Origin of the sequence: Luteibacter sp., from assembly GCF_036499525.1 — a bacterium.
Taxonomy (GTDB): Bacteria; Pseudomonadota; Gammaproteobacteria; order Xanthomonadales; family Rhodanobacteraceae; genus Luteibacter.
In genome coordinates this window covers 1-22,536 of the sequence record NZ_DASYDO010000045.1, presented here as the reverse complement: position 1 = coordinate 22,536, position 22,536 = coordinate 1, and the positions used below count along the sequence as shown (strand labels likewise).

Sequence of the window (22,536 nt, the reverse complement as noted above, 5' to 3'; positions counted from 1 at the left end):
TCTTCGCGAACGGCGTTTCATGTGCGCTCCCAACAAGGAGAACACCCATGCTTCGAAACACGCTCGCCGCCAGCCTCTTCTCTCTTTCCCTTGTCTCCTGGGCGCAGCCTGGCGTCGCGGCCGGACAATCCCCGGTACGCTATGTCGACGCCATCGACTGGCCCACGAAGGAGGCCGGCCTGAAACGCTTCGCCTGGATGGAATACGCGCTCAACCTGAGTTTCGAACGTCTCTGCAGCGACACCTTCTGCGAAGGCAGTTACGCGAACCTTCGCCCCATGCAGCTGAGTTGCTCGGTGGATGCCGCCAAAGGCACGGTGCGGCAATGCCTGTGGATGTTTTCCGGAAGCAACATGTCGGTGGATGCGAGATCCGGTGTGGTCAAGTCATCCTCCCGGGTATACGAGTGCAAGCTCCCACTCGCCAGGGATACGCCGGTCGAATCTCTCTACGACGCTTTGGACAGTTCGGAACTGCTCCACGCGAAACTTCCGATGACCAACCGCATCATTTACAACCGCCTGCGCGACTGCCTGCGATGAAGGGCGTATCGCTACACAACTCCGTGGGCTTGGATGGACAGACCCATATTCGCGAAGAGGGTTTCATACATCCTCCTTTCAACGGAGACACCAAGATGCTTCGAAAAACCCTCGCCGTGGCCCTCCTCGTCCTGCCGGCCGCCGCTTTCGCCCAGACCGCCGTCACCGCTCCCGCGCCGGCGGCAACCACCCGTTACGTCGACGCCATCCACTGGCCGACCCAGGAAGCCGGCATGGACCGCTTCTTCGGCGCCGAGGTCAAGCTCGCCGCCGGCTTCGACAAGGTCTGCGGCGACACCTTCTGTGAAGGCGAGTACGCCAACCTGCATCCCATGGAACTGCGCTGTTCGGTTGATACCACGAAGGGGACCGTGAAACAGTGCCTGTGGTCGTTCTCCGGCAGCAGTTCCAGCGTGAACAAGAAAACGGGTGCCGTCTCGACCATGGCGAAGGTGTTCAAGTGCAAGCTCATGCTCGCCAAGGACACCCCGGTGGACGCGTTCTACGAAGTGATGGACGGCGAGGATCCGCTGAACGCCAAGCTCCCGATGGGACGACATTCCGTCTACGACAGCCTCAACAACTGCCTGTATTGATATAGGTCGCCGTTTCACCGCACCGTTCGACCGCCCTGCCGCACATCCTCTTGGCGGCAGGGCGGCTTTGCTGGTCTGCTCGATGCACCTCATCCCATCGAGATTGCCCATGCGCCTCCGCGGCTTGCTCGCTTCCCTCGCGTTTCTCGTTTTTCTGCCCACCGCGTCGGCTGCCGCCGATTCGCCCAAAGCCGAGATCGAACAGGTTGTGGCCAGGTTCCAGGCGGCGCTGAAGGCGCACGACCGGTCCGCTCTCGCCGGCCTGTTCCTTGCCGACAGCAAAGCCTGGTGGAACATCCTGAGCGAGCCATCCTTCCAGAAATTAAAAGCGAAGCATCCGGAAGTTGCCCGCTACAAGGCCGGCACCTGGCAGCAATTCGCCGACTTCGTCGGTACCACCAAGATGAGCATCGAGGAACGCTTCCACAACGTCCGCATTGAGACGAACGGCAACGTGGCCTCTGTATATTTCGATTTCGAGTTCCTTGCCGACGGCAAGGTTGCAAACAAGGGTGCGGAGACCTGGCAGGTCCTGCACACCGACGAAGGCTGGAAGATCGCGGCCATGATGTATTCCTCGACCTTCTGAACGATACTGCGGCACAGGGAAGTGTCGGGGGTGTCCGTTGCGCGAAGTCCGTAGCGTCACAGTGTCGCCGGGCATGGCCTGGATCTCAGGCCTTCCCGTGCTTGGCTGCATGCTGGTCATGGGATTGCCGTCCATCGGCGACGCCCAGAGTCTGGCCTTCCGCCTTTTCTATACGGCCGCCTACCTGTTCTGGATCGTGCCGGTGGGCTGGCTGCAGCGGGTACTTTGGCGGCGGGGCGTAAGCTGGAGCACGATGGCCGCGGTGCTTCTTCCTGTCACCTATGCCATGTCGGTCTTCAACGCATACCTTGCGCTGACCTTCGTGGCGAACGACGCCATCCGCGCCCGCTTCCAGTGGACGTGGATTTTCAGTGGCCTCGACGGTTGCTGGCTTGCGCTCATCGCGTTCTGCGGGTTGCAGGCCATGGTGCTGCATCGTGAGGAACTGCGCGCCGAGGCCGGGCGCGTGCGGCTGGCGGACCTCGCAGCGCGCGACGCGGAACTTCGCGCGCTGCGTTACCAGTTGCAACCGCATTTCCTCTTCAACACGCTCAATGCCATTTCCACCCTGGTGGTCGAAGATCGCAAGCGCGACGCCAGCCGGATGATCGCCCGCCTGGGCGACTTCCTGCGCATCACCCTGGAGGAGACCCCGGGCCATGAAGTGAGCGTCGCGGACGAGATCGCCTTCACCTCGGCTTACCTGGACATCGAGAAGGCGCGCTTCGGCGAGGGCCTGCGTGTCGATGTGCAGACGGGTCCGGGGGTGCTCGCTGCGTCGATGCCGCACCTGGTGCTGCAGCCGCTGGCCGAGAACGCCATCCGCCATGGCATCGCAGGGCCTGGCGCGGGTGACCTTCATATCCGCATCGAGCGCGACGGAGACCGCTTGCGGGTGACCGTCGACAACGATGCCTCGACCGCGGAAGCAGGGCAGGCCACCGGTGTCGGACTGACGAACGTGCGGGCCCGGCTGGAAACGATGTATCCCGGGGCGCATCGCTTCGAAGCCGGTCGTTTCTTGCAGGGGTGGCGCGTGGTCATCGAACTGCCTTGGGCGCTGGCTTCGCGTATGCAGGAGGAGGCGTGATCCGCGTCGCGATCGCCGACGACGAGCCCCTTGCACGCGCAGGCGTGCTGTCGCGCCTTCGCGCCGAACCGGATATCACGGTGGTGGCGGAACTTGCCGACGGCGATGCGCTCGCGGCCCTGCGCAGCGACACCGTGGACGTGGCGATCGTGGACGTGCAGATGCCGGGGCGCGACGGCCTGGATGCGCTGGCGGCCATCCCGCCCGCGCATCGGCCGCTCGCCATCCTGCTCACGGCACACGAATCCTTCGCGTTGCGGGCCTTCGAGCTCAGCGCGGTGGATTACCTTTTGAAACCCATCGACGACCAGCGCTTCGTCGAATCCATCGATCGTGCGCGTCGCCAGCTTGGTCGAACGAGTCGCGTCGTGGCCGCGCCACGCTTTACGATCCGGGTCGGCTCGAAGATCACATTCGTGGACGCGGGCGATGTCGAATGGGTCGAAGCCGATGGCGATTACGCCGTCCTGCATGTGCAGGAAGCCCGGCACCTGCTGCGCGAACCGTTGCACATCCTGGCCCGCAGGCTCGATCCGGGGCGCTTCGTCCGCGTGCACCGGTCCGCCATCGTGCGCGTGGACCAGGTGATCGAATTCCAATCGCGCTCGCATCGCGACGCGATCCTGCGCCTGCGCGACGGCTCGACGCTGCGCGCCAGCCGTACCTATGTCAACGGCCTGCTGGCCGCGTTGCACCGAAGCAGCGTGGACGCCTAGGGACGAGCCAGTCCAAACGGTGGCTCCGGTTCCATGGTGACGGCAGGTGGCGGCGCCTTGCCGGTGTCGGCACTCTCGACGGCAACCACGACACGATCGCGGCCGGCCGACTTGCCGCCATAAAGCGCGTCGTCGGCCGCGACGAGCAGACGGTCGAGGTCGACGCCATGGCGCAGCGTACATGCGACACCGAAGCTGGCCGTGACGTGCGCGCTGGACGGGCCGCCGGACGGCGGTGTGGCGATGGCGGCACGGATCATCTCGGCGCGCTTCGTTCCGGTCGTCTCGTCGGTACCTGGTAGCAGGATGGCGAATTCCTCGCCGCCAAGGCGGCCGAACACATCCTCCTGGAACAGGTGGTCCCGGCATTCGGCGACCACGCGCAGCAGCACCCAGTCTCCCTCGGAATGCCCGTAGGTGTCGTTCACCAGCTTGAAGTGGTCGAGGTCGAAAAGGACCAGACAGGATGGCTTGCCGGACTTCTGCGAGGCCAGCAGCGCCTGCTGCGCGCGTTCGACGAAATGCTGGCGGTTACAGATGCCGGTGAGGCTGTCGCGACGGGCCATGCGCATGAAGCGAAGCTGCGAACGTTTGGTGCGCACCAGCCACAGGCCGATGGTGGCCAGGACGGTCAGCAGCAGCACGATGTACAGGCGGCTGGTTTCCATCGAGCGTCGGTCCACCTCGCGCTGCAGGTGCAGGATCTGGTTCTGCCGGTCGAGCGCGTCGGCTTCCATGCGGCTGGAAGCAAGCTGCTGCTTCACCATCTGGTAGGCGAGGGCGCGCGCGCTCACATCGTCCAGGTAACCCTTGTCGGCCTGCATGTAACGTTCCAGCCACTGCATTGCGGCCTGGAAATCGCCATGGTCCCTGGCGATCAGGTACAAGGTGCGCAGCGCGGCGGCGAGCGGCTCGGAAGAGTCCCCGCCAGGGGCGCTCTTCACGGCAGCGCTGGCGTATTTTCCCGCCATGTCGGCATTACCTGTATCCCAGTAGGCTTGCGCAAGCAGGGACTCCACCTGCGAGATCAGGCGGGGGTAGCTGTCGTTCAATACCGCCGGGTAGCGCTTCTCGAGTATCTCGATGGCATCGCGCGGACGCTTGTCGTGGATGGCGGTCTCGGCCACGTCCGCGCGCAGCGAGTTGGCAATCAGGTTCTCGTCGGCCGCTTCGCAATTAGCGATGCCTTGCGCGTAGCTCGCGTCGCTTCCGTCAATCCGCTTGCCCAGGTAGAGAGCATGAAGCTTGATATAAGTGCCCTTGCAGGCGCTGTCGCCGGCGGGCGTGTTCTGGATCATGCGCTCGGCATAGTCGGCGGCCAGGTCGTACTGGCCTGCGGTCGCGAGCATCTGCGCCGCTTCGCCCAGGCCCTGCAGGCGCGCCTGCGGATCGGTGACGCCGGGCAGCATGTCGGTGAGTTCGCTGAGCCGGGAGAAGGCTTCCTGGTAGCGATGCGCGATGCCCAGGATGTTGATCAGCGTGGCGGTGGCGCGGAAACGAAGCACCTTGTCGGGCGAACTGCCGACGACGGCTTCGAGCAGCGGAGCCGCGGTCTCGTAGTCGCCGGCGTAGGCCACCTGCCAGGCTTCGAGGTAGCGCAGATGGGCAAGCTGCTTCTCCGTCAGCCGCGGGGCGTCGCTTCCCAGCCGCGTCAGGGTCTCGAGAAAATCGCGATGGTCGGAAGTCTTGTTCGCGTCGGCCCAGGCAAGGGTCGCTGCCGCGTCCTCGCCCGGCGCAAGCTGGGCGAGGACGGTACCCGCATGACCCGCGAGGGCGAGCAGCGCGATCGCCAGCCGGCAACGGTGCACGACACGGCCTGCGATGCCCATCGGAGCGAACCCCTTATGCCTGGCGCTGCGTGAAACGAACAGAGCTTTCCTCTGCATCGTCCTCGCGTTCTTCCTCCGGATCCTTCTCGCGATCGAGTTGGATGCCGTAGAACTTGCCCGGCGCGAGCCTGTCGCGGAGGACGGCATCGTCCCCGGCGAGGATCGCCGCCGCAAGGCCGGCGTCGACGGCGGAAGCGATGAGCTCATGGGCGAGAGCCTCGGTGCCCGCGGCGCGCAGCGTGGCGTCGGCGCCCATTCGCTCCAGAAAATCGATAACGTTCGACATGGTGTCCCCTGATGGATGGCGCCGGACACCTCCCCAGGTGCCCGCACGCCCGGCGATCATAACGCGGCCGACGCGTGCGCCGGTAAACGCCGACCGTTCAGGGCCCGGCGGCAAGGGAGGCCAGGCGGCTACGGATCGAGGGATCCGGCTCGAGGGCCCGGCAAGGCGGCACCGCAAGCGTGTCGGACATGCCAAGCGTGGCCGCCGGCAGGGCGGACAATGGCATGCGCTCGATGCGCGGCTCCTGGAACGGCAGGACCGCGGCCTGGTACACGATGACCTCGTGCCGGGCCGGATAGTGGCGGGTCAGGACATCGAGAAGCACGCCAAGCCGCCCGGCGTCGGTTTCGAACCGGCCACCGCTGAGGTCGCCCGCGATGCCCACCTGCCAGAGCAGCAGCCAGGCGGAGCTATCGACCATGCGCCGGTGGAGCATGAACTGCGTGGCTTCGAAGTGCTGGCAGCCGAGCTTGCCCGGGTCGAGGCCAAGATCGGCGTAAAGGCAGTCTTCGGACGAAACGCCCGGTTCCATCCTCGCCGCGTAGCCCTCCTGCCGCGCACGCACCACGGCCTCGTGCGGCGCCTGGGCGAAAACGCCCGGGTGGCCGTAGAACACGCCGCAGACACGGCGTCCCGCGCGTACCTCGGCGAGCATGGCCTCGACCATGTCGCGGTAGGTGGCCTGGCGCGGTTTGTCCTCGGCGTAGAAGGGTTGCAGGCTGCGGACGTCGGCGTGCAACCGCCGCACCCATTGCTCCACGAGGCCGTCGGATACGCCCACGAAGACCACGTCGGCCGACTCGATGTGACCGCGCGCCAGCGGCGTGAGGTGCGAGCCGAGCGTCATGCCCACACCCACGCATGCAAGGGAACCTCGCGTCGCCTCTGTCATCTGCCGTCCCCTTCGGTGTCTGTCCCCATTACGCCAGTGTTGCCCGCAAAAGGCCATGAGCCGCGCCCCATCGTGTCCTGACGTTGGCCCACTATCCCGTCACCGACAGGGGGAGGGACCTCGATGAACAGAACGCCAGGGCTGGATACGCTTCGCGCCATCGCGATCGTCTGGGTGATGCTGTTTCACAGCTACTTTGTCGGCGGTCTTGGCGAAGGCTTCGGTGGTCTCGAACGCTCCGGCTGGATGGGCGTCGACCTGTTCTTCGCGCTCAGTGGCTACCTGATCGGTTCGCAGGTGCTGAAGTCGCTGAAGACCACCGGCGGTATCGATTTCGTTGATTTTTACCGGCGCCGCAGCGTGCGCATCCTGCCGGCTTTCCTCGTGGTGTTCTCCATCTACATGCTGCTGCCCGGCTGGCGCGAGACACCGGGCATGCAGCCGTGGTGGCAGTTCCCGACGTTCACCTTCAACCTGCTGTTCGACGCAGGCGACAACTATGCGTTCTCGCATGTGTGGTCGTTGTGCGTCGAAGAGCACTTCTACCTCGCGTTTCCGTTCCTGGCGTTCACGCTCACGCGCCAGCCGGGGGCATGGAAGTTCGTGACTGCATGCGCCATCGTGGTCCTCGGCGGCATCGTCCTTCGTGCATGGCTGTGGACGCACATGCTGGCGCCCGTACGAGAGGCAGGCGGCAATGCCGGGCTGGCGTACCTGCGCTACCTCTACTACCCGACGTGGTCGCGTCTCGATGGCCTCGTGGCCGGCGTCGCCCTGGCTGCGTGCCGGGTCTATCGGCCGGCTGCCATGGACTGGATGCATGCGCGTGTCGGATCGGTGCTGGTCAACGGAATGCTGCTCCTTGTCCTCTCGCTCGTGATGTTCGACGGTGCGCGCACGTCATTCTGGCCCTGCGTGATCGGCTACCCGTTGCTCTCGCTCGCCATGGCGGCGTTCGTGGCGGCGGCAAGCGGCTCCACCTGGCTGGCCCGCCTCGAGATCCCCGGTGCCGGCTGGCTGGCGCGCGCCTCGTACAGCCTCTACCTGAGCCACAAGCTCGTCTTCGTCCTGGCGGAAAGGTGTCTGGACGGCTATCTGGCCGATCACCGGTACCTGCGCTTCGGCATCTTCGCCGCCGCCGCCCTCACCGGCGGTGCCCTCCTGCACTACGCTGTGGAACGTCCCTTCCTGCGCTGGCGTGACCGCCGCGCCCCGGCTTCGGCTACACTGTCGCCGCCCAAGGTGATCCAAGGCGTCAGCGCCGCGGATTGAAACGGGAATCCGGTGACGCGCGCGGTCTCCATGCCGCCGCCATTCCGGAGCTGCCCCCGCAACGGTAGGCGAGCAAGAGGTCGGCATATAGCCACTGTGCCCACGAGGCATGGGAAGGCGCCGTCCGGCAGGAAGTTCCTGCGCTCGCAAGCCCGGAGACCGGCCTCGAGGTACACCGGACAGGCGGAGGGCCATGTCGTGGGTGGCCGTCGAGCTACGCCGCCGGCAATCCCGCATTCCCTGCTCTCGTCCCTCGCCGTTCATGCCGCGCGGGTTGGCGCGGTCAGCAGGGAGTCACCACGTGTCGCTTCGTTCCTCCACCCTCGCGGTCGCCATCGCGACGGCCTTCCTCGTGCCTGCCATATCGTTCGCCGGCGAGGCCTCCACCGACCTCGACAAGGTCGTTGTCACCGCCAGCCGCACCGGGCAGTCGCAAAGCCAGGTCCTGGCCGCCTCCACCGTCATCGACCGGACCGAGATCGAGCGCCTGCAGCCGCGCTCGCTGGCCGACCTGCTGGGTGCCACGCCCGGTGTCTCCATCGCCAACAATGGTGGCCCGGGCAAGGCCACCTCCGTCTTCATGCGCGGCACCGAAGCCGACCACGTGCTGGTGCTGGTGGACGGCGTGAAGGTGGGCTCGGTCACCTCGGGCACCGCCGCCTTCCAGGACATTCCCGTCGACCAGGTCGAGCGCATCGAAATCGTGCGCGGTCCCTATTCGAGCTTGTATGGCTCCGACGCCCTCGGCGGCGTCATACAGATTTTCACCCGGCATCCGGAGGGCGCCTTCGCGCCGAACTTCTCCGTCGGCGTCGGCAGCTACGACACCTTGCGTGGCTCCGCCGGGTTCGCCGGCCGCGGCGCGCAAGGCTGGTATTCGGTCGAGGCCAGCCACGACCAGACCGACGGCATCAACGCGTGCCGCGGCAAGCCCAGCCCGGGCGGTGGCGGCTGCTTCACGTACGAGCCGGACAAGGATGGCTATCGCAACAACGCGCTGTCGCTGAAGGGCGGCTGGCGTTTCGACGAGCAATGGGACGCCGACGCCAGCGCCACGCGAACGGAAGGCCGCAACCACTACGATGGCACCAGCAGCAACTTCGCCGAATCGGCGACCCAGGTACTCGGTGGTCGCGTGCGGTACAAGCCGGCGAAGGACGTGGTGGTGACGGCCAACCTGGGTCGCAGCGAAGACCTCTCCACGGATGACGAGAACGGTGTCTACGCCGATACGTTCAACACGCATCGCGACCTCGCTTCCGTGCAGGCGGACATCGGCCGCGCTTCCGGCAACGCCGGCCTCACGACGCTGGGCTTCGACTGGCAACGCGATCGCGTGGTCGGCAATACCGGTTACTTCGTGGATGCGCGCCGCAACCATGCGCTGTTTGCCCAGTGGCAGGGCGAGTTCGGCGACAGTGCCGTGCAGGGCAGCCTGCGCCGCGACGAGAACAGCCAGTTCGGCGACAAGACCACCGGTAGCCTCCAGTACGGCTATGCGCTGACGAAGACGCTGCGGGTGACGGGCAGCTACGGCACGGCATTCAAGGCGCCGACGTTCAACGATCTCTACTACCCGGACTACGGCAATCCGGATCTCGGCCCTGAAACCTCGCGGAACTGGGAACTGGGCCTGCGCGGCACGCCGGGTTGGGGCACCTGGTCGCTCAACGCGTTCCAGAACAAGGTCGACGACCTGATCGTCTTCGACGCCAGCCTTAGCGGCCCGCTGTTCCCCTTCGGTGGCGCGAACAACATCGCGCGCTCGCGTATCCGCGGTGCGGAATTCGCGGCCGACACCACTCTCGGCGACTGGCGCCTCTCGGGCAACGTCACCTTGCTCCAGCCGGAAGACGAAAGCGACGGTCCCACCCGCGGCAACCTCCTGCCGCGCCGTGCCCGCCGCACCGCGCACGTCGATCTCGACCGTAGCTTCGGCGCGCTGAGCATCGGTGCCGGCGTGTCGGGTTCCAGCTATCGCTACGACGACACGGCGAACGCCAACCGTCTCGGCGGTTACGCGCTCACCGACCTGCGCGCGGCCTATGCCTTCGCCGACGCATGGAAGGTCGAGCTGTCGGTGAACAACGTGTTCGACCGTCACTACGAAACCGCCCGCTACTTCAACCAGCCCGGCCGCAACTGGCTGCTCACACTGCGCTACCAGCCGCGTTCCTGACCCGTGCGCCCTAGGAGATTCCGCAATGAAACCCCTGTCACGCCCGATGTTCACCGCCGTCGCCGCGCTGTTCGCGATGATCATGATCGCCACGCGCTTCAACCATTTCGGTGATGCGCTGCACCTGCCGGACGCTTCCATGGCGCTGTTCTTCCTCGGCGGCATCTACCTGCGTAAGCACCTGGCCTTCCTCTGCTTCGTCATTCTCGCCGTGCTGGTGGACGGGTACTCGGTGAGCTATGCCGGCGTGAGCGACTTCTGCATCACGATGGCGTATTCGTTCCTCCCGCTCGCGTATGCCGTACTGTGGTATTCGGGGCGCCTGCTCGCGCCGCGGTACAACGGTTCACCGGCCTCGCATGTGCTGGTCTTCGCCGGCCTGCTGGTGAGCGCCACACTGTCGTACGCGGTGTCGAACGGTGCCTTCTACTGGCTCGGAGGGCGTTACACGGACCCGAACATGGCCCAGTACCTGCAGCGCTTCGCCCAGTGGGCGCCGCTGTTCGTCCGCGCCGCCGCGGCTTATGTGCTCGCCGCGCAGGTAGTGCAGGCGCTAATCTTCCGCTTCGCGCGCCGAGCCGCCGCCGACGTGACCGCGCAGGCATGAACGACGCCAGGCCTTGGCAGGACATGGACGAGGAAGCGCGTCATCGCGACCGCATGCGCCGGAAGAAGGAGCTGATCGACCGCCGCATCGCGCGGGCCACGATCGACCGCGGCGTGCTGGTAGTGAATACCGGTAACGGCAAGGGCAAGAGTTCCTCCGGGTTCGGTATGCTGGCGCGGTCGCTCGGCCATGGCTTCCGCTGCGGCGTGGTGCAGTTCATCAAGGGTAGTTTCTCCACCGGCGAGGAGGCATTTTTCCGCATGTTCGATGACGGCCCGCTGGACTACCACGTGATGGGCGAGGGCTACACCTGGGAGACCCAGGACAAGGCTCGCGACATCGCCGCGGCAATGTCAGCATGGGAAGAAGCGGAGCGCATGTTGCGCGACCTGTCCTACGACTTCGTGCTGCTGGACGAACTCAACATCGCCCTGGTGAAAGGCTACATACCGCTCGATCGCGTGCTCCAGGCGTTGGGCGCCCGCCCCGAACGCCAGCACGTGGTGGTGACGGGCCGCGGTGCGCCCGACGAACTCGTCGCGGCGGCCGACACGGTTACTGAGATGCGCGTGGTCAAGCATGCCTACCAGGCGGGCATCCGCGCGCAGAAGGGCGTGGAGCTGTGATCCGGCGCTGTCCCGCGCTGCTGGTGTCCGCGCCTGCCTCAGGGCAGGGCAAGACCAGCGTCACCGCCGCGCTGGCCCGAGCCCACGTGCGCCAGGGTCGGCGTGTGTGCGTGTTCAAGACCGGGCCCGACTTCCTCGACCCGATGATCCTCGAACGCGCCAGCGGTGCACCCGTCTACCAGCTCGATCCCTGGATGGGTGGCGAGGACGACGTATGCGCGCGCCTGTACGACGCCGCCGGCGAAGCGGACCTGATCCTCGTCGAAGGCGTGATGGGGCTGTTCGATGGTTCGCCGTCGAGTGCGGATCTCGCCATGTCACGGGGTCTTCCGGTACTGGCGGTGATAGACGGCAGCGCCATGGCGCAGACCTTCGGTGCGCTTGCGCATGGGCTGGCGAACTACCGTCCCGGGCTGCTTCTGCGCGGCGTGCTCGCCAATCGGGTTGGCAGCGCTTACCACGCCGGCTTGTTGCGCGACAGCCTGCCTCCGGGCATCGACTGGTTCGGTGCGCTGCCACGGGACGCGGCGATGGCGCTGCCGGAGCGGCACCTCGGCCTTGTCGCGGCCGGTGAGCTGGCGGATATCGATGTACGCCTGGACGCCCTGGCCGATGCGTGGCTCGCGCAGGGCGTCGCGGCGCTTCCGCCGGCGGTCGCGTTCGAGGCACCGGTGTCCGTCCCTCCCGGGCGCCGTCTCGAAGGAGTGCGCATCGCCATCGCCCGCGATGCCGCGTTCGCCTTCATTTATCCTGCGAACCTCGACCTGCTCCGCGCCGAAGGCGCGCGGCTTTCGTTCTTCTCGCCGGTCGCCGGGGAACCGCTGCCTTCGTGCGACGCGGTGTGGCTGCCGGGCGGCTACCCCGAACTGCATCTCGACGCGCTGGCCGCCCACGCGGGACTGCGGCGCGACTTGCGCGCGCATGTCGACGCGGGCCGTCCGCTGCTCGCGGAGTGCGGTGGCCTGCTCTACGCGCTGGACCGTCTCGCCGATCGCGACGGCCGCGAAGGCGCGATGGCGGGGCTCCTGCCTGGCCGCGCGGTCCTGCAGCCCCGGCTCGCCGCCATTGGCATGCAGGAAATGCATCTGCCCGAAGGGACGCTGCGCGGTCATTCGTTCCATTATGCGCAGGCGAGCGTGGAAGCCGAAGCGCTGGCCGTCGCCAGTAACCCGCACGGCGGGCCCACCGCTGAGAGCGTCTATCGCCGTGCCCGGATGACGGCGAGCTTCGTGCATTTCTATTTCCCGTCGGGTCCCGCCGCCGCCGCGCGCCTGTTCCTGCCATGACCACGGCGCTGGCGATGCTGGCGGCGTTGCTGCTCGACGCGGCCCTGGGCGAACCGCGGCGTTTCCATCCGCTGGTAGGTTTCGGGTGGTTCGCCGGTACGTTGGAAAAGCGCGTGTATGCCGATTGGCGACTTGCCGGCATGGCCGCATGGTGCATCGCCGTGCTCGTGCCCATCGGCTTGCTTTGCCTGTTGCGCGCCGTGCTGCCCCGGGCGGTGGTTTTCGTCGTGGATGTGCTTGTGGCGTACTTCGCGCTGGGCCGGCGCAGCCTTGGCGAACACGCGCGGCCGGTAGCGCGAGCCCTCATCGAGGGCGACATCGACGGCGCGCGGGACGCGGTAGGCCGCATGGTAAGCCGCGACACGCAGGCGCTGGACGCGACGCGGGTCGCCGCGGCTGCGACGGAATCCGTGCTCGAGAATAGACACGACGCCGTGTTCGGCGCGCTGTTCTGGTTCCTTTTGCTCGGTGCGCCCGGCGTGCTGCTGTTCCGCCTGGCGAATACGCTGGACGCGATGTGGGGCTATCGCACGCCGCGCTACGAACGCTTCGGATGGGCCGCGGCGCGTGCGGACGATGTCCTTGGCTATCTTCCGGCACGGCTTACCGCGTTCACCTATGCGGCTTCAGGCGACTTCGCAACGGCGATCCGTTGCTGGCGCACACAGGCGCCAGCGTGGGACAGCCCCAATGCCGGCCCGGTCATGGCCGCCGGTGCCGGCGCACTGGGCGTGCGCCTGGGCGGCGCGGCGCCATATCGCGGCCGCTGGGAAGAGCGTCCCGATCTCGGCGAAGGCGATCCGCCGGATGCGAATGCCATCCTCCGCGCGCTGCGTCTCGTGGACCGTGGTGTGGTCGCCTGGCTGGTCGTCGTGGTCCTCGGAGGAGCGGCGCATCATGCTTGAGCACGGCGGACGGCTTGGTCGCGCGGCACATGAGTACGGCATACCTCGGGAGTCATGGCTGGATCTGTCGACCGGCGTGAGCCCTTATGCATGGCCTGTACACCCGGTTCCGCCCTCGGCATGGCATCGGTTGCCGGAAGACGACGATGGCCTGCTGGCGGCGGCGCGTACCTATTACGGTACGCAGCACCTGCTCCCGGTCGCCGGCTCGCAGGCCGCCATTGCCGCCTTGCCGCGCCTGCGGCCGCCATCCCGCGTGGCGGTGGTCGAGCCCGGCTACCGGGAGCATGCGCATGCATGGAGGCAGGCGGGGCATGACGTCGTGACGTTGCCGACCGATGAAATTCTCACGCGGGCTGAAGAGTTCGACGTCGTCGTGCTGATAAGGCCGAACAACCCGACAGGTATGTCGCTGGATCGCGAATTGATCCTGTCGAGCCTTGTAGGAGCGCGCCCTGCGCGCGACAGATTTTCGCGGGGAGCCCCAGGTCGTGTAGCTTCTGGCCCCAAAACCTGTCGCGCGCAGGGCGCGCTCCTACAAGGCCAACCATGGCTCGTCGTGGATGAAGCGTTCATCGATGCACGGCCCGGCGAGAGTCTCGCGCCCTACGTGCGCGAAGGCCTCATCGTCTTGCGTTCCATCGGCAAGTTCTTCGGCCTTGCCGGCGCACGCGCCGGCTTCGTGGCCGCCTGGCCAGAACTGCTCGACGCGTTGGCGGAAACGCTTGGCCCCTGGACACTGGGCGGTCCCACGCGCCATGTCGTGACGCAGGCACTATCCGATCGCACATGGCAGGCATCCGCACGCGTGTGGCTGCGCGAGACGTCCTCGCGGTTGGCGGCACTCTTGACGCAACGCGGCCTGCCTCCCACCGGCGGATGCGAGTTCTTCCAGTATTGCGAGCATCCGGAAGCAGAGGCGTTGCATCGCGCATTGGCCGGGCGCGCCATCCTCGTGCGCCATTTCGATGCGCCACAGGCGTTGCGTTTCGGCATTCCGGTTGATGACGAGGCGTTCGCGCGTCTCGATCGTGCCCTCGCCGGGGCGCTCGCATGAGCGCACGTGTGGTCATGGTCCAGGGTTGTACCTCGGACGCGGGCAAGAGCACCGTGGTGGCCGCCCTGTGCCGCTGGCTGCATCGCCGTGGCATCGCGGTCGCGCCGTTCAAGCCGCAGAACATGGCGCTCAATTCCGCCGTGACCGTCGACGGCGGCGAGATTGGCCGCGCGCAGGCCGTGCAGGCGCAGGCGGCGGGCGTGGCGCCGCTTACCGATTTCAATCCCGTGCTGTTGAAACCGAACAGCGACACGGGTGCGCAAGTGATCGTCCATGGCCATGCGGTGGGAAACATGGACGCCGTGGGCTATCACGCCTACAAGCGCGTGGCGATGGACGCGGTGCTCGCTTCGCACGCCCGGCTCGCGGAGCGCTATGCCGCCGTCGTGGTCGAGGGGGCGGGAAGCCCGGCCGAAATCAACCTGCGCGATCGCGACATCGCCAACATGGGTTATGCCGAGGCCGTCGATTGCCCCGTGATCCTGGTTGCCGACATCGACCGTGGCGGCGTCTTCGCTCACCTGGTGGGAACGCTGGCGCTTCTGTCGGAAGGCGAGAGGGCGCGCATCGTCGGCTTCATCGTCAATCGCTTCCGGGGCGATGTCGGATTGCTGCAACCGGGGCTCGACTGGCTGAAGAACGAAACGGGAAAGCCAGTGCTCGGCGTGCTCCCCTACCTGCACGGACTGGTGCTCGAAGCGGAGGATGCGCTGCCGCGGTCGCATGACGCGAAAGGAGGCGCGCGCCTGCGCGTGGCCGTACCGGCGCTCCCCCGCATCAGCAATCACACCGACCTCGACGCGCTGCGCCTGCACCCGGAAGTGGAATGCGTGTTCGTCGGCCCCGGGAAAACCTTCCCCGCCTGCGACCTCGTGGTGCTGCCGGGTTCCAAGTCCACGCGCGCGGATCTCGCATGGCTGCGCGCGCAAGGCTGGGACAAGGCGATCCTTCGCCACGTTCGTTATGGGGGCAAGGTGATAGGCATCTGTGGCGGCATGCAGATGCTCGGTCGCGCCGTGCACGACCCCGAGGGTATCGAAGGCGCCGCCGGTTCGGACGAAGGCCTGGGCCTGCTCGACCTCGAGACCACGCTGGCGCCGACCAAGCAGTTGCGCAACGTCCGTGGCCGCCTCGTTCCTGACGGCGCGAAGGTCGCCGGCTATGAGATCCACTGCGGCGTGAGCGTCGGCCCAGGCATGGCGCGACCGGCGGTGCAGCTCGACGACGGACGCTGCGACGGAGCGCTGTCCGACGACGGCCGTGTACTTGGCACGTATTTGCACGGCCTTTTCGACCGGCCGGAAGCGCTTGCGGCCCTGCTCCGCGAAGCTGGCCTCGACCACGCGGCGCCGCTGGACCTCCACGCCCTGCGCGAGGCGACCCTCGATCGCCTCGCGGACACCGTCGACGCCTACCTGGATACCACCATGCTCGCGTCGCTCTTCGGCTTGCCCTCATGCTGAGCCTCGTCCTTGGCGGCGCGCGTTCGGGAAAAAGCGCCCTGGCCGAACGTCTCGCCATCCAGAGCGGCCACGAGGTGACCTACATCGCCACCGCGGAGGCACTCGACGACGAGATGACCGAGCGCATCGCGCACCACCGCTCCCGACGCCCGGCAGGATGGACCGTCGTCGAAGAACCTCTTGCGCTCGCCGACACACTCATCCGCCACGCGCGCGACGATCGCTTCGTCCTCGTCGATTGCCTCACCTTATGGCTTTCGAACCTCCTCGGCACGGAAGGCGCAGCGCGCTCCGGCATCGAGCGCGATGCATTGCTGCGCGCTACCGCCGCGCTTCCTGGCGAAGTGTGCTTCGTAAGCAACGAGGTCGGCCTCGGTGTCACGCCGCTGGGTGAACTCACCCGCCGTTTCGTCGACGAAGCGGGCCGCCTCCATCAAGCCCTCGCGCAGCGATGCGACCGCGTCGTCTTTGTTGCCGCGGGCCTGCCCCTGACCCTCAAAGGAACGCTTCCATGAACGACTGGCTCGCGGCACCATGCCGCATACCGGACCAGGCCGCCGCCGATGCCGCCGCGGCTCGGCAGGGCTCCCTCACCAAGCCGCCGGGATCGCTCGGCAAGCTCGAAGCGCTCGCGATCCAGATCGCTGGCTTGCAAGCCAGCGAGCGACCGCGAGCTGCGCGCGTGCGCATCGCCGTGTTCGCGGCGGACCACGGCGTCGCGGCGGAAGGGATTTCGGCGTTTCCTCAGTCGGTGACAGGCGAGATGCTGCGCAACTTCGCGAGCGGCGGTGCGGCGATCGCCGTGCTCGCCCGCGAACTGCAAGCGACGCTCGAGGTAGTGAGCCTCGGCACGGTAAACGATCCGGGCGAGATACCCGGCGTGCGCCGCCATGTCATCGCCGCGTCCACCGCGAACTTCTGCACCGGCCCCGCGATGACCGACGCGCAACTCGACGCCGCGCTGGCCGCCGGCGTCGCGAGCGTCGCCGGTGCGGTCGCCGCGGGCACGGACATCTACATCGGCGGCGAGATGGCCATCGGCAATACCACCGCCGCCGCCGCGCTTGCCTGCGCACTGCTGGGCGAGGCACCGGAAGCCTTGACCGGGGCGGGCACGGGTCTCGACGCCGACGGTATGGCGCACAAGGCACGCGTGATCGCCCGCGCGCTCGCGCTGCATGCGGATGCCGCCACGCCGCGGGAGCGGCTGCGCCGGCTCGGTGGGTTCGAAATCGCTGCACTTGCCGGTGCGTTCGTCGCGGCGGCGCAGCGCGGGTTGCCTGTCCTCGTCGACGGCTTCATCGCCAGCGTCGCGGCCCTCGCCGCGGTCGCGCTGCGCGCCGACGCGCGGCCTTGGCTGATCTTCGCGCATCGCTCGCACGAGCGTGGCCATGTGCGCGTGCTTGAGGCGCTCGCGGCCGAGCCCCTGCTCGACCTGCACCTTCGCCTTGGCGAAGCCAGCGGCGCGGCGGTGGCGGTTCCGCTGCTGCGGCTCGCCTGCGCGCTGCATGGCTCTATGGCGACGTTCGCCGAAGCGGGAGTGTCGGAAGCATGAGCATCCATCTGCTACGGCATGGCGACACAGGCCAGCGCAGCTACCGCGGGCAACTGGACGATCCACTGTCGGAAGCCGGCTGGCGGCAGTTGCGCGAAGCCGTGCAGGCCACGACATGGGATCGCGTGGTGTCCTCGTCGCTGTCGCGTTGCGCCGCGTTCGCGAGGGAACTCTCGGATCGTCGCGGCCTGCCGTTGCGCGTCGATGCGCGCCTGGTCGAATACCATTTCGGCGCATGGCAAGGCGTGCCCATTGAAACCATCGCCCAACGCGACGGCGAAGCGCTGGGACGCTTCTGGCGTGACCCGGTCGCGCACCCGCCACCCGGCGGCGAAACGTTCGAAGCCTTTCGCGCGAGGCTCTCGGATGCACTTGACGACGTCGCCCTGGAAGCATCGACGGCACGCGTGCTGGTGGTAACGCACGGTGGAGCGATTCGCCTGTTGCGGTGCATCGTCGAGGGACGCGATTTCGGCGAGATGGCGGGGGTCGACGTCCCGCACGCCTCTCTGCATCCACTCGCGTGGCGGCCCGCTACCACCGCACTCGAAACGTCCTGCGCACCGGGCATGTGATGACGGGCCTCGCCATTGCATTCGGCTTCCTCACGCGCCTGCCTGTGCCGAGGGTCGAACCACGGCCGGGCACGCTGGCCGACTCGCTCAAGTGGTATCCGCTGGTAGGGCTCGTGCTCGGCGGGCTGTTGCTGGGAGCTGCGACGCTGCTGTCAGGCGCGCTTCCCGCGCTTCCCGCGGCGGCCATCGTCCTCGTGGCGTGGGTCGCCCTGACCGGTGCGCTGCACCTCGACGGTCTCGCCGACAGTGCGGACGCCTGGATCGGAGGCCTCGGCGATCGCGCGCGCACGCTGGCCATCATGAAGGACCCGCGCAGTGGTCCCGCGGGTGTCGTGTCGCTCGTCCTGGTGTTGCTGGTGAAATTCTCGGCGCTCGCGACGCTCGCCGATCCATGGGTGCTGTTGTTGCCACCGTTACTCGGCCGTACTGCGATCGTCGCGTGGTTCCTGACGACGCCTTACGTACGTGTCGGCGGCCTCGGCGACCCCTTATGCGGCGCGCCGGCGACCGGATGCCGCGTGGCGGTCATACTGGCCGTATTGTCGTCGCTGTGTTTTGGCAAGGCGGGCATCGTCGCGCTTGTCGCCGCCTTCTCGACCGGTTGGCTATGGCGCCGTGCCGTGATGCGTCGGCTTGGTGGTTTCACCGGCGACACGGCCGGCGCCCTGGTCGAACTGGTGGAAGCCGCGACCCTGGTAACCGTCGTCTTGCGGTAATGAACAAAAAACGCGCCCCTATAGGCCATCGGCCGTTCTGCCGATGGGCAAGCGTTCCGGACGGGCGTACATTCCGACATTCCAGCGGGCACGCGACGCCCTGCAAACGGAGTCTGGCATGACCGGTTTCCTGCGCGTCCTCGCCATATCGCTACTCATGGCATCCGCTGCCCGGGCCGGGGAGATGCACGACCACGGTGTTCCCGAGAAGCTGGGCGACGTGTCGTTTCCCACCTCCTGCGCGCCGTCGGTGCAGAAGCCCTTCGATCGTGGCGTCGCGCTCCTCCACTCGTTCGCCTATGTCGAGGCCCGCGAGGCCTTCGAGGGCGTCGTGGCGAAGGACCCGGCATGCGCCATGGGTCACTGGGGCATGGCGATGGTTTTCTTCCATCCGGTATGGTCGCCCGCCCTGCCGGCGGACACCTTCGGCCGCGGACAGGCGGAGGCCCGAGCGGCGGGGCGCCTGGCGGCGAAGTCGTCACCGCGCGAGCGGGCGTATATCGAGGCGCTAGGACGGCTTTATGAAGGCGGCAAAGCCACTGCCGAGCAGCGCACCCTCGCCTACGAACACGCGATGGCAAGCGTCGCGCGCGACAACCCCGAGGACGTCGAGGCACAGGTGTTTTACGCGCTGGCCCTGTTGTCGAACGCTTCGATGACCGACAAGACACACGCGAAGCAGAAGCAGGCCATCGCCGTCCTCGCCCCGCTGTTTCGCGCACACCCGGACCACCCCGGCATCGCGCACTACCTGATCCATGCCTGTGACAGCGCCGAACTGGCGCAACGCGGTCTGCCTGCGGCGAGGAAATACGCGGACATTGCGCCGTCGGCGCCGCATGCCCTGCACATGCCCTCGCACATCTTCACGCGGCTAGGGCTGTGGGACGATTCGATCCGCTCCAATCTCGCTTCAAAGAAGGTTGCGCACGAGCACGGCGACACCATGAGCCAGCTGCACGCCATGGACTACCTTGTCTACGCCTACATGCAGACCGGTCGCGACCGGGAGGCGCGAGAAATCATCGGCGAGTTCAAGACCATGCGCGGCCTGGACATGGACGACCACGGAGTCGCCTATTCCGCGACCGCCATACCGATTCGCGAAGTCGTCGAGCAGGGACGATGGAGCGAGGCGGCCACGATCGCGCCACTCGCCGGCGCCCCGGCGTCCGTCGCCGCCATCGCGGTGTGGGCAAAAGGGGTGGGCCTCGCGCGTGGTGGCCATCCCGACGAAGCTCGCGCCCAGGCGAGCCGCCTCGATCAGATCGAGGCGCAACTCAAGACCTCGGGCGACGACTACGGGTCCATGCAGGCCGGCGTCCTCGCCTCCGAAGTGAAAGCATGGGCCGCGCACGCCAGCGGCAACGCCTCGGCAGCCGTGGCCCTGATGACCGATGCCGCCGAACGAGAAGACAGGGTCGAGAAACTTCCCGTGACGCCCGGGCCTATCGTTCCCGCGCGTGAACAGCTTGGTGAACTGCTGCTGGCGCAGAAGCAACCGGGGCCGGCGCAGGCGGCATTCAAGATGGCGCTGACGCAGGCTCCCGGCCGCGCCGGCGCCCTGCGCGGCGAGAAGGCGGCGGAAGCCATGCGCTAGCGGACCGCGAACCGCAAGAAGCGCGGTTAGGCGCCTACCTCGCGCATCCACGCGTCCATGCCGCCTTCGACATTGAACAGCTGCGTGAAGCCGTGCGCGGCGAAACGTTCGGCCGCGGCGCGGCTGGAAACGCCCACGTTGCAGATGAAGGCGATCGGCGTGTCCTTCGGGAGCTGCGCCAGGCCTTCATAACCTTCGTTCTCGAGGATGCGCGCGCCGTCGATCGGCGCGACCATCGCACGGTTGTGCGCGGGGCGGGTATCGACCAGCACCACGTCGCCGGCGTCGAGCTTCGCCTTCAATTCCTGCACGCCGATGGAGCCGATCTCCACGGCGCCCGGGAATTTGAGGCTGAGGCCTTCACCCTGCACGGTGGACACCCAGTCGATCACGACACCCCTGGCGCGCGCCGCGCTGCCCGGATCGAAGTGCACTTCGATACCACTGGCGACGGTGACGATGTCGTGGTCGCCGGCCGGGGCCAGCTGGAAGCCGGCGCTATGGTCGGGACCGATCTCCAGGTGCAGGGCCATGCCTTGCGCATTGTCCATGCCGCCACGGATGGCCTCAGCGGCCTTCTCGGTGATGGTGATTTCCGGTGGCGTGCGGTCCGGTGCCGGCGCGCCGAACAAGGTGTACAGCTCACCGCTGGTGTACATCTGGCGGATGATGTCAGAGCCACCAACCAGGTCGCCCTTCACATAGAGCTGCGGGATGGTGGGCCACTGGCCGAATTCCTTGATGCCCTCGCGGATCTCCGGATCCTCCAGCACGTTCACCGTGTGGTAGGTCGGGACCACGTCGTTCAGGGTGTTGATCGCCGCGGCGGAGAAGCCGCACATGGGCTGCAGGCGCGTGCCCTTCATGAACAGCACGACGTCGTGCTGGCCGAGCAGGGATTCGATGCGCTCGCGCGTGGGTGTATCGAGGGCCATGGGGTCACCGCGGGGGGAAAGGGAGGCCATTTTACCGGCATCCCTCGCACATGGGCCCTTTCGGCCCTGATTCAACCCGCTACGGGCACTTCGGCCCCGCGCAGGCCGGACAGGTCGGCCCGGCAGTCAGCCAGTGGTGCGAAGCCCAGCACGGCTTCCGGCGAGGGCAGTACGGTTTCCCGGCTGGCGCGGCCCAGCGGGGTCACCCGGTCGGTCCAGTGGATCAGTTCCATGGCACCCGTGAAATCCTCGACCAGCGCGGTGCAGTGTTCCACCCAGTCGCCGTCGTTCAGGTACAGAACGCCTTCCATGGGTCGCACGTGGCCGAAATGGATGTGGCCGCAGATATGGCCATCCAGCCCGCGCTCGCTGGCGTCTCGCGCCACCCGTTGCTCATAGTCGCGGATATAGGCCAGCGCGGCGCCCACGTGCGACTTCAGGATAATCGAGAGCGGCAGGTAGGGCAGTTCCAGGCGCGTGCGCACCGCGTGCACGCGGCGGTTGGCCCAGCAGATGAAGCGGTGCAGCGTGTCGCCCAGCCAGGCGATCCAGCGGCGACCGACATGCTCGGGGTCGAATTCGTCGCCGTGGCTCACCCGGTAGCGGCGGCCGTCGGCGCCTTCGTGGATGGCATCCAGTTCCACGCGAATGCCCGCGATGCTGGAGCCCACCAGGCCGCGCATCTGGAAATCGTGGTTGCCGGGAATGTAGACGACCTCGACGCCGCGCGCGGCGATCGCCGCCAGTTCCGCCAGCACGGCGGTGTGGTCCGCATGCCACCAGTGGCGCTTGGCCATCGCTTCCAGGTCGACGATATCGCCGACAAGGTAAAGCCGTTCGCAGTCGAGGCTGCGAAGAAAGTCGAGGAGGTATGCAGCCTTGCAATCGGGCGTGCCGAGATGCACGTCGGAGATGAAGGCGCTGCGGCAGGTGAGCTTCGCCATGGCATCGGTTCCCGGGGTGTCCCGGGTTGTCAGTGTCGGGACCCGAGGTAACCGGCGCATGGCGTGAGCATTTCAAAGATATTGCGGACTGCGGCCGCAGTTCCACAAGGTGGATCGGACTTGCCGCCTATTCGGGGCTCTCTCGCGTCTGGTGTGGTTGACATGCTGTCGCTCTTGCAGCGGGTGCGTGCGGAAGGCACGCTTTGGCGATGGAAATGCTCTTCACTCAAGCGCTCGGACTGGTCACCCCCTGGCGCGTGGTCAACGTGGACTTTC

Annotated in this window: 22 protein-coding genes, 1 pseudogene and 1 riboswitch; of the genes and pseudogenes, 18 read left to right on the top strand and 5 right to left on the bottom strand. The window is 67.1% G+C overall.

Annotated features, from left to right (window positions below; all coding sequences use genetic code 11):
* Nucleotides 1-47: 47 nt before the first annotated feature.
* From VGM71_RS09040 to VGM71_RS09020, 5 genes are all read left to right on the top strand, one after another.
* On the top strand, nt 48-542 hold the full coding sequence (locus tag VGM71_RS09040) for a hypothetical protein (RefSeq protein ID WP_331544215.1): 495 nt from the start codon (nt 48-50) through the stop codon (nt 540-542).
* 95 nt (nt 543-637) lie between these two features.
* The gene (locus VGM71_RS09035; protein WP_331544213.1) at nt 638-1,138 is read left to right on the top strand and encodes a hypothetical protein; all 501 of its coding nucleotides are present in this window, start codon (nt 638-640) and stop codon (nt 1,136-1,138) included.
* Between the two features lie 109 nt (nt 1,139-1,247).
* Entirely contained in the window at nt 1,248-1,727 is a 480-nt protein-coding gene (locus tag VGM71_RS09030) for a nuclear transport factor 2 family protein (protein ID WP_331544211.1), read from the top strand.
* A gap of 73 nt (nt 1,728-1,800) precedes the next feature.
* Complete coding sequence (locus tag VGM71_RS09025) at nt 1,801-2,817, top strand: sensor histidine kinase (RefSeq protein ID WP_331544208.1); 1,017 nt, start codon at nt 1,801-1,803, stop codon at nt 2,815-2,817.
* A complete protein-coding gene (locus VGM71_RS09020) occupies nt 2,814-3,533 on the top strand; it encodes a LytTR family DNA-binding domain-containing protein (RefSeq protein WP_331544206.1) in 720 nt (239 codons plus the stop codon). Before VGM71_RS09025 ends, VGM71_RS09020 begins: the two co-directional genes overlap by 4 nt.
* On the opposite strand, the gene VGM71_RS09015 is transcribed toward VGM71_RS09020, so the two are convergent.
* The 3 genes from VGM71_RS09015 to VGM71_RS09005 all read right to left on the bottom strand — a co-directional run bounded on the left by VGM71_RS09015 (nt 3,530) and on the right by VGM71_RS09005 (nt 6,540).
* Nucleotides 3,530-5,362, bottom strand: a complete 1,833-nt coding sequence (locus VGM71_RS09015) for a GGDEF domain-containing protein (RefSeq protein ID WP_331544204.1) — start codon at nt 5,360-5,362, stop codon at nt 3,530-3,532. The genes VGM71_RS09020 and VGM71_RS09015 overlap by 4 nt on opposite strands.
* A 13-nt stretch (nt 5,363-5,375) precedes the next feature.
* On the bottom strand, nt 5,376-5,648 hold the full coding sequence (locus VGM71_RS09010; RefSeq protein ID WP_331544201.1) for a hypothetical protein: 273 nt from the start codon (nt 5,646-5,648) through the stop codon (nt 5,376-5,378).
* Nucleotides 5,649-5,745: 97 nt separating this feature from the next.
* Entirely contained in the window at nt 5,746-6,540 is a 795-nt protein-coding gene (locus VGM71_RS09005) for an SAM-dependent methyltransferase (RefSeq protein WP_331544198.1), read from the bottom strand.
* Nucleotides 6,541-6,663: 123 nt separating this feature from the next.
* Between VGM71_RS09005 and VGM71_RS09000 the strand changes: the two are divergent.
* From VGM71_RS09000 to VGM71_RS08940, 13 genes and pseudogenes are all read left to right on the top strand, one after another.
* Nucleotides 6,664-7,740, top strand: a pseudogene (locus tag VGM71_RS09000) (acyltransferase family protein); the annotation flags it as partial.
* Between the two features lie 23 nt (nt 7,741-7,763).
* Nucleotides 7,764-7,994, top strand: a riboswitch (cobalamin riboswitch).
* Nucleotides 7,995-8,074: 80 nt separating this feature from the next.
* The gene (gene btuB, locus VGM71_RS08995; protein WP_414675110.1) at nt 8,075-9,991 is read left to right on the top strand and encodes a TonB-dependent vitamin B12 receptor; all 1,917 of its coding nucleotides are present in this window, start codon (nt 8,075-8,077) and stop codon (nt 9,989-9,991) included.
* Nucleotides 9,992-10,016: 25 nt separating this feature from the next.
* Entirely contained in the window at nt 10,017-10,598 is a 582-nt protein-coding gene (locus tag VGM71_RS08990; protein WP_331544194.1) for a hypothetical protein, read from the top strand.
* A 23-nt stretch (nt 10,599-10,621) separates the two neighbouring features.
* The gene (gene cobO / locus VGM71_RS08985; RefSeq protein WP_331544265.1) at nt 10,622-11,224 is read left to right on the top strand and encodes a cob(I)yrinic acid a,c-diamide adenosyltransferase; all 603 of its coding nucleotides are present in this window, start codon (nt 10,622-10,624) and stop codon (nt 11,222-11,224) included.
* Complete coding sequence (locus VGM71_RS08980; RefSeq protein ID WP_331544192.1) at nt 11,221-12,510, top strand: cobyrinate a,c-diamide synthase; 1,290 nt, start codon at nt 11,221-11,223, stop codon at nt 12,508-12,510. The genes cobO and VGM71_RS08980 overlap by 4 nt, the downstream gene beginning before the upstream one ends.
* Nucleotides 12,507-13,415, top strand: a complete 909-nt coding sequence (gene cbiB / locus VGM71_RS08975; protein ID WP_331544190.1) for an adenosylcobinamide-phosphate synthase CbiB — start codon at nt 12,507-12,509, stop codon at nt 13,413-13,415. Before VGM71_RS08980 ends, cbiB begins: the two co-directional genes overlap by 4 nt.
* On the top strand, nt 13,408-14,472 hold the full coding sequence (locus tag VGM71_RS08970) for a threonine-phosphate decarboxylase (RefSeq protein WP_331544188.1): 1,065 nt from the start codon (nt 13,408-13,410) through the stop codon (nt 14,470-14,472). Before cbiB ends, VGM71_RS08970 begins: the two co-directional genes overlap by 8 nt.
* Nucleotides 14,469-15,935, top strand: coding sequence for a cobyric acid synthase (locus VGM71_RS08965; protein ID WP_331544185.1), 1,467 nt, complete (start codon nt 14,469-14,471; stop codon nt 15,933-15,935). Before VGM71_RS08970 ends, VGM71_RS08965 begins: the two co-directional genes overlap by 4 nt.
* Entirely contained in the window at nt 15,929-16,450 is a 522-nt protein-coding gene (gene cobU / locus VGM71_RS08960) for a bifunctional adenosylcobinamide kinase/adenosylcobinamide-phosphate guanylyltransferase (protein ID WP_331544183.1), read from the top strand. The genes VGM71_RS08965 and cobU overlap by 7 nt, the downstream gene beginning before the upstream one ends.
* Nucleotides 16,447-17,490: a nicotinate-nucleotide--dimethylbenzimidazole phosphoribosyltransferase gene (gene cobT / locus VGM71_RS08955; RefSeq protein ID WP_331544180.1), complete on the top strand. Its 1,044-nt coding sequence runs from the start codon at nt 16,447-16,449 to the stop codon at nt 17,488-17,490. The genes cobU and cobT overlap by 4 nt, the downstream gene beginning before the upstream one ends.
* Nucleotides 17,487-18,065 (top strand): histidine phosphatase family protein, encoded by a 579-nt coding sequence (locus tag VGM71_RS08950; protein WP_331544178.1) that lies wholly within the window; start codon nt 17,487-17,489, stop codon nt 18,063-18,065. Before cobT ends, VGM71_RS08950 begins: the two co-directional genes overlap by 4 nt.
* A complete protein-coding gene (locus VGM71_RS08945) occupies nt 18,062-18,781 on the top strand; it encodes an adenosylcobinamide-GDP ribazoletransferase (RefSeq protein WP_331544176.1) in 720 nt (239 codons plus the stop codon). The genes VGM71_RS08950 and VGM71_RS08945 overlap by 4 nt, the downstream gene beginning before the upstream one ends.
* A gap of 118 nt (nt 18,782-18,899) precedes the next feature.
* Complete coding sequence (locus tag VGM71_RS08940; RefSeq protein WP_331544174.1) at nt 18,900-20,381, top strand: hypothetical protein; 1,482 nt, start codon at nt 18,900-18,902, stop codon at nt 20,379-20,381.
* 26 nt (nt 20,382-20,407) lie between these two features.
* Here the strand turns inward: VGM71_RS08940 and grxD are convergent, their stop codons facing one another.
* The gene (grxD, locus tag VGM71_RS08935) at nt 20,408-21,316 is read right to left on the bottom strand and encodes a Grx4 family monothiol glutaredoxin (protein WP_331544172.1); all 909 of its coding nucleotides are present in this window, start codon (nt 21,314-21,316) and stop codon (nt 20,408-20,410) included.
* A gap of 71 nt (nt 21,317-21,387) precedes the next feature.
* Complete coding sequence (locus VGM71_RS08930; protein ID WP_331544170.1) at nt 21,388-22,260, bottom strand: UDP-2,3-diacylglucosamine diphosphatase; 873 nt, start codon at nt 22,258-22,260, stop codon at nt 21,388-21,390.
* Nucleotides 22,261-22,536: the final 276 nt, after the last annotated feature.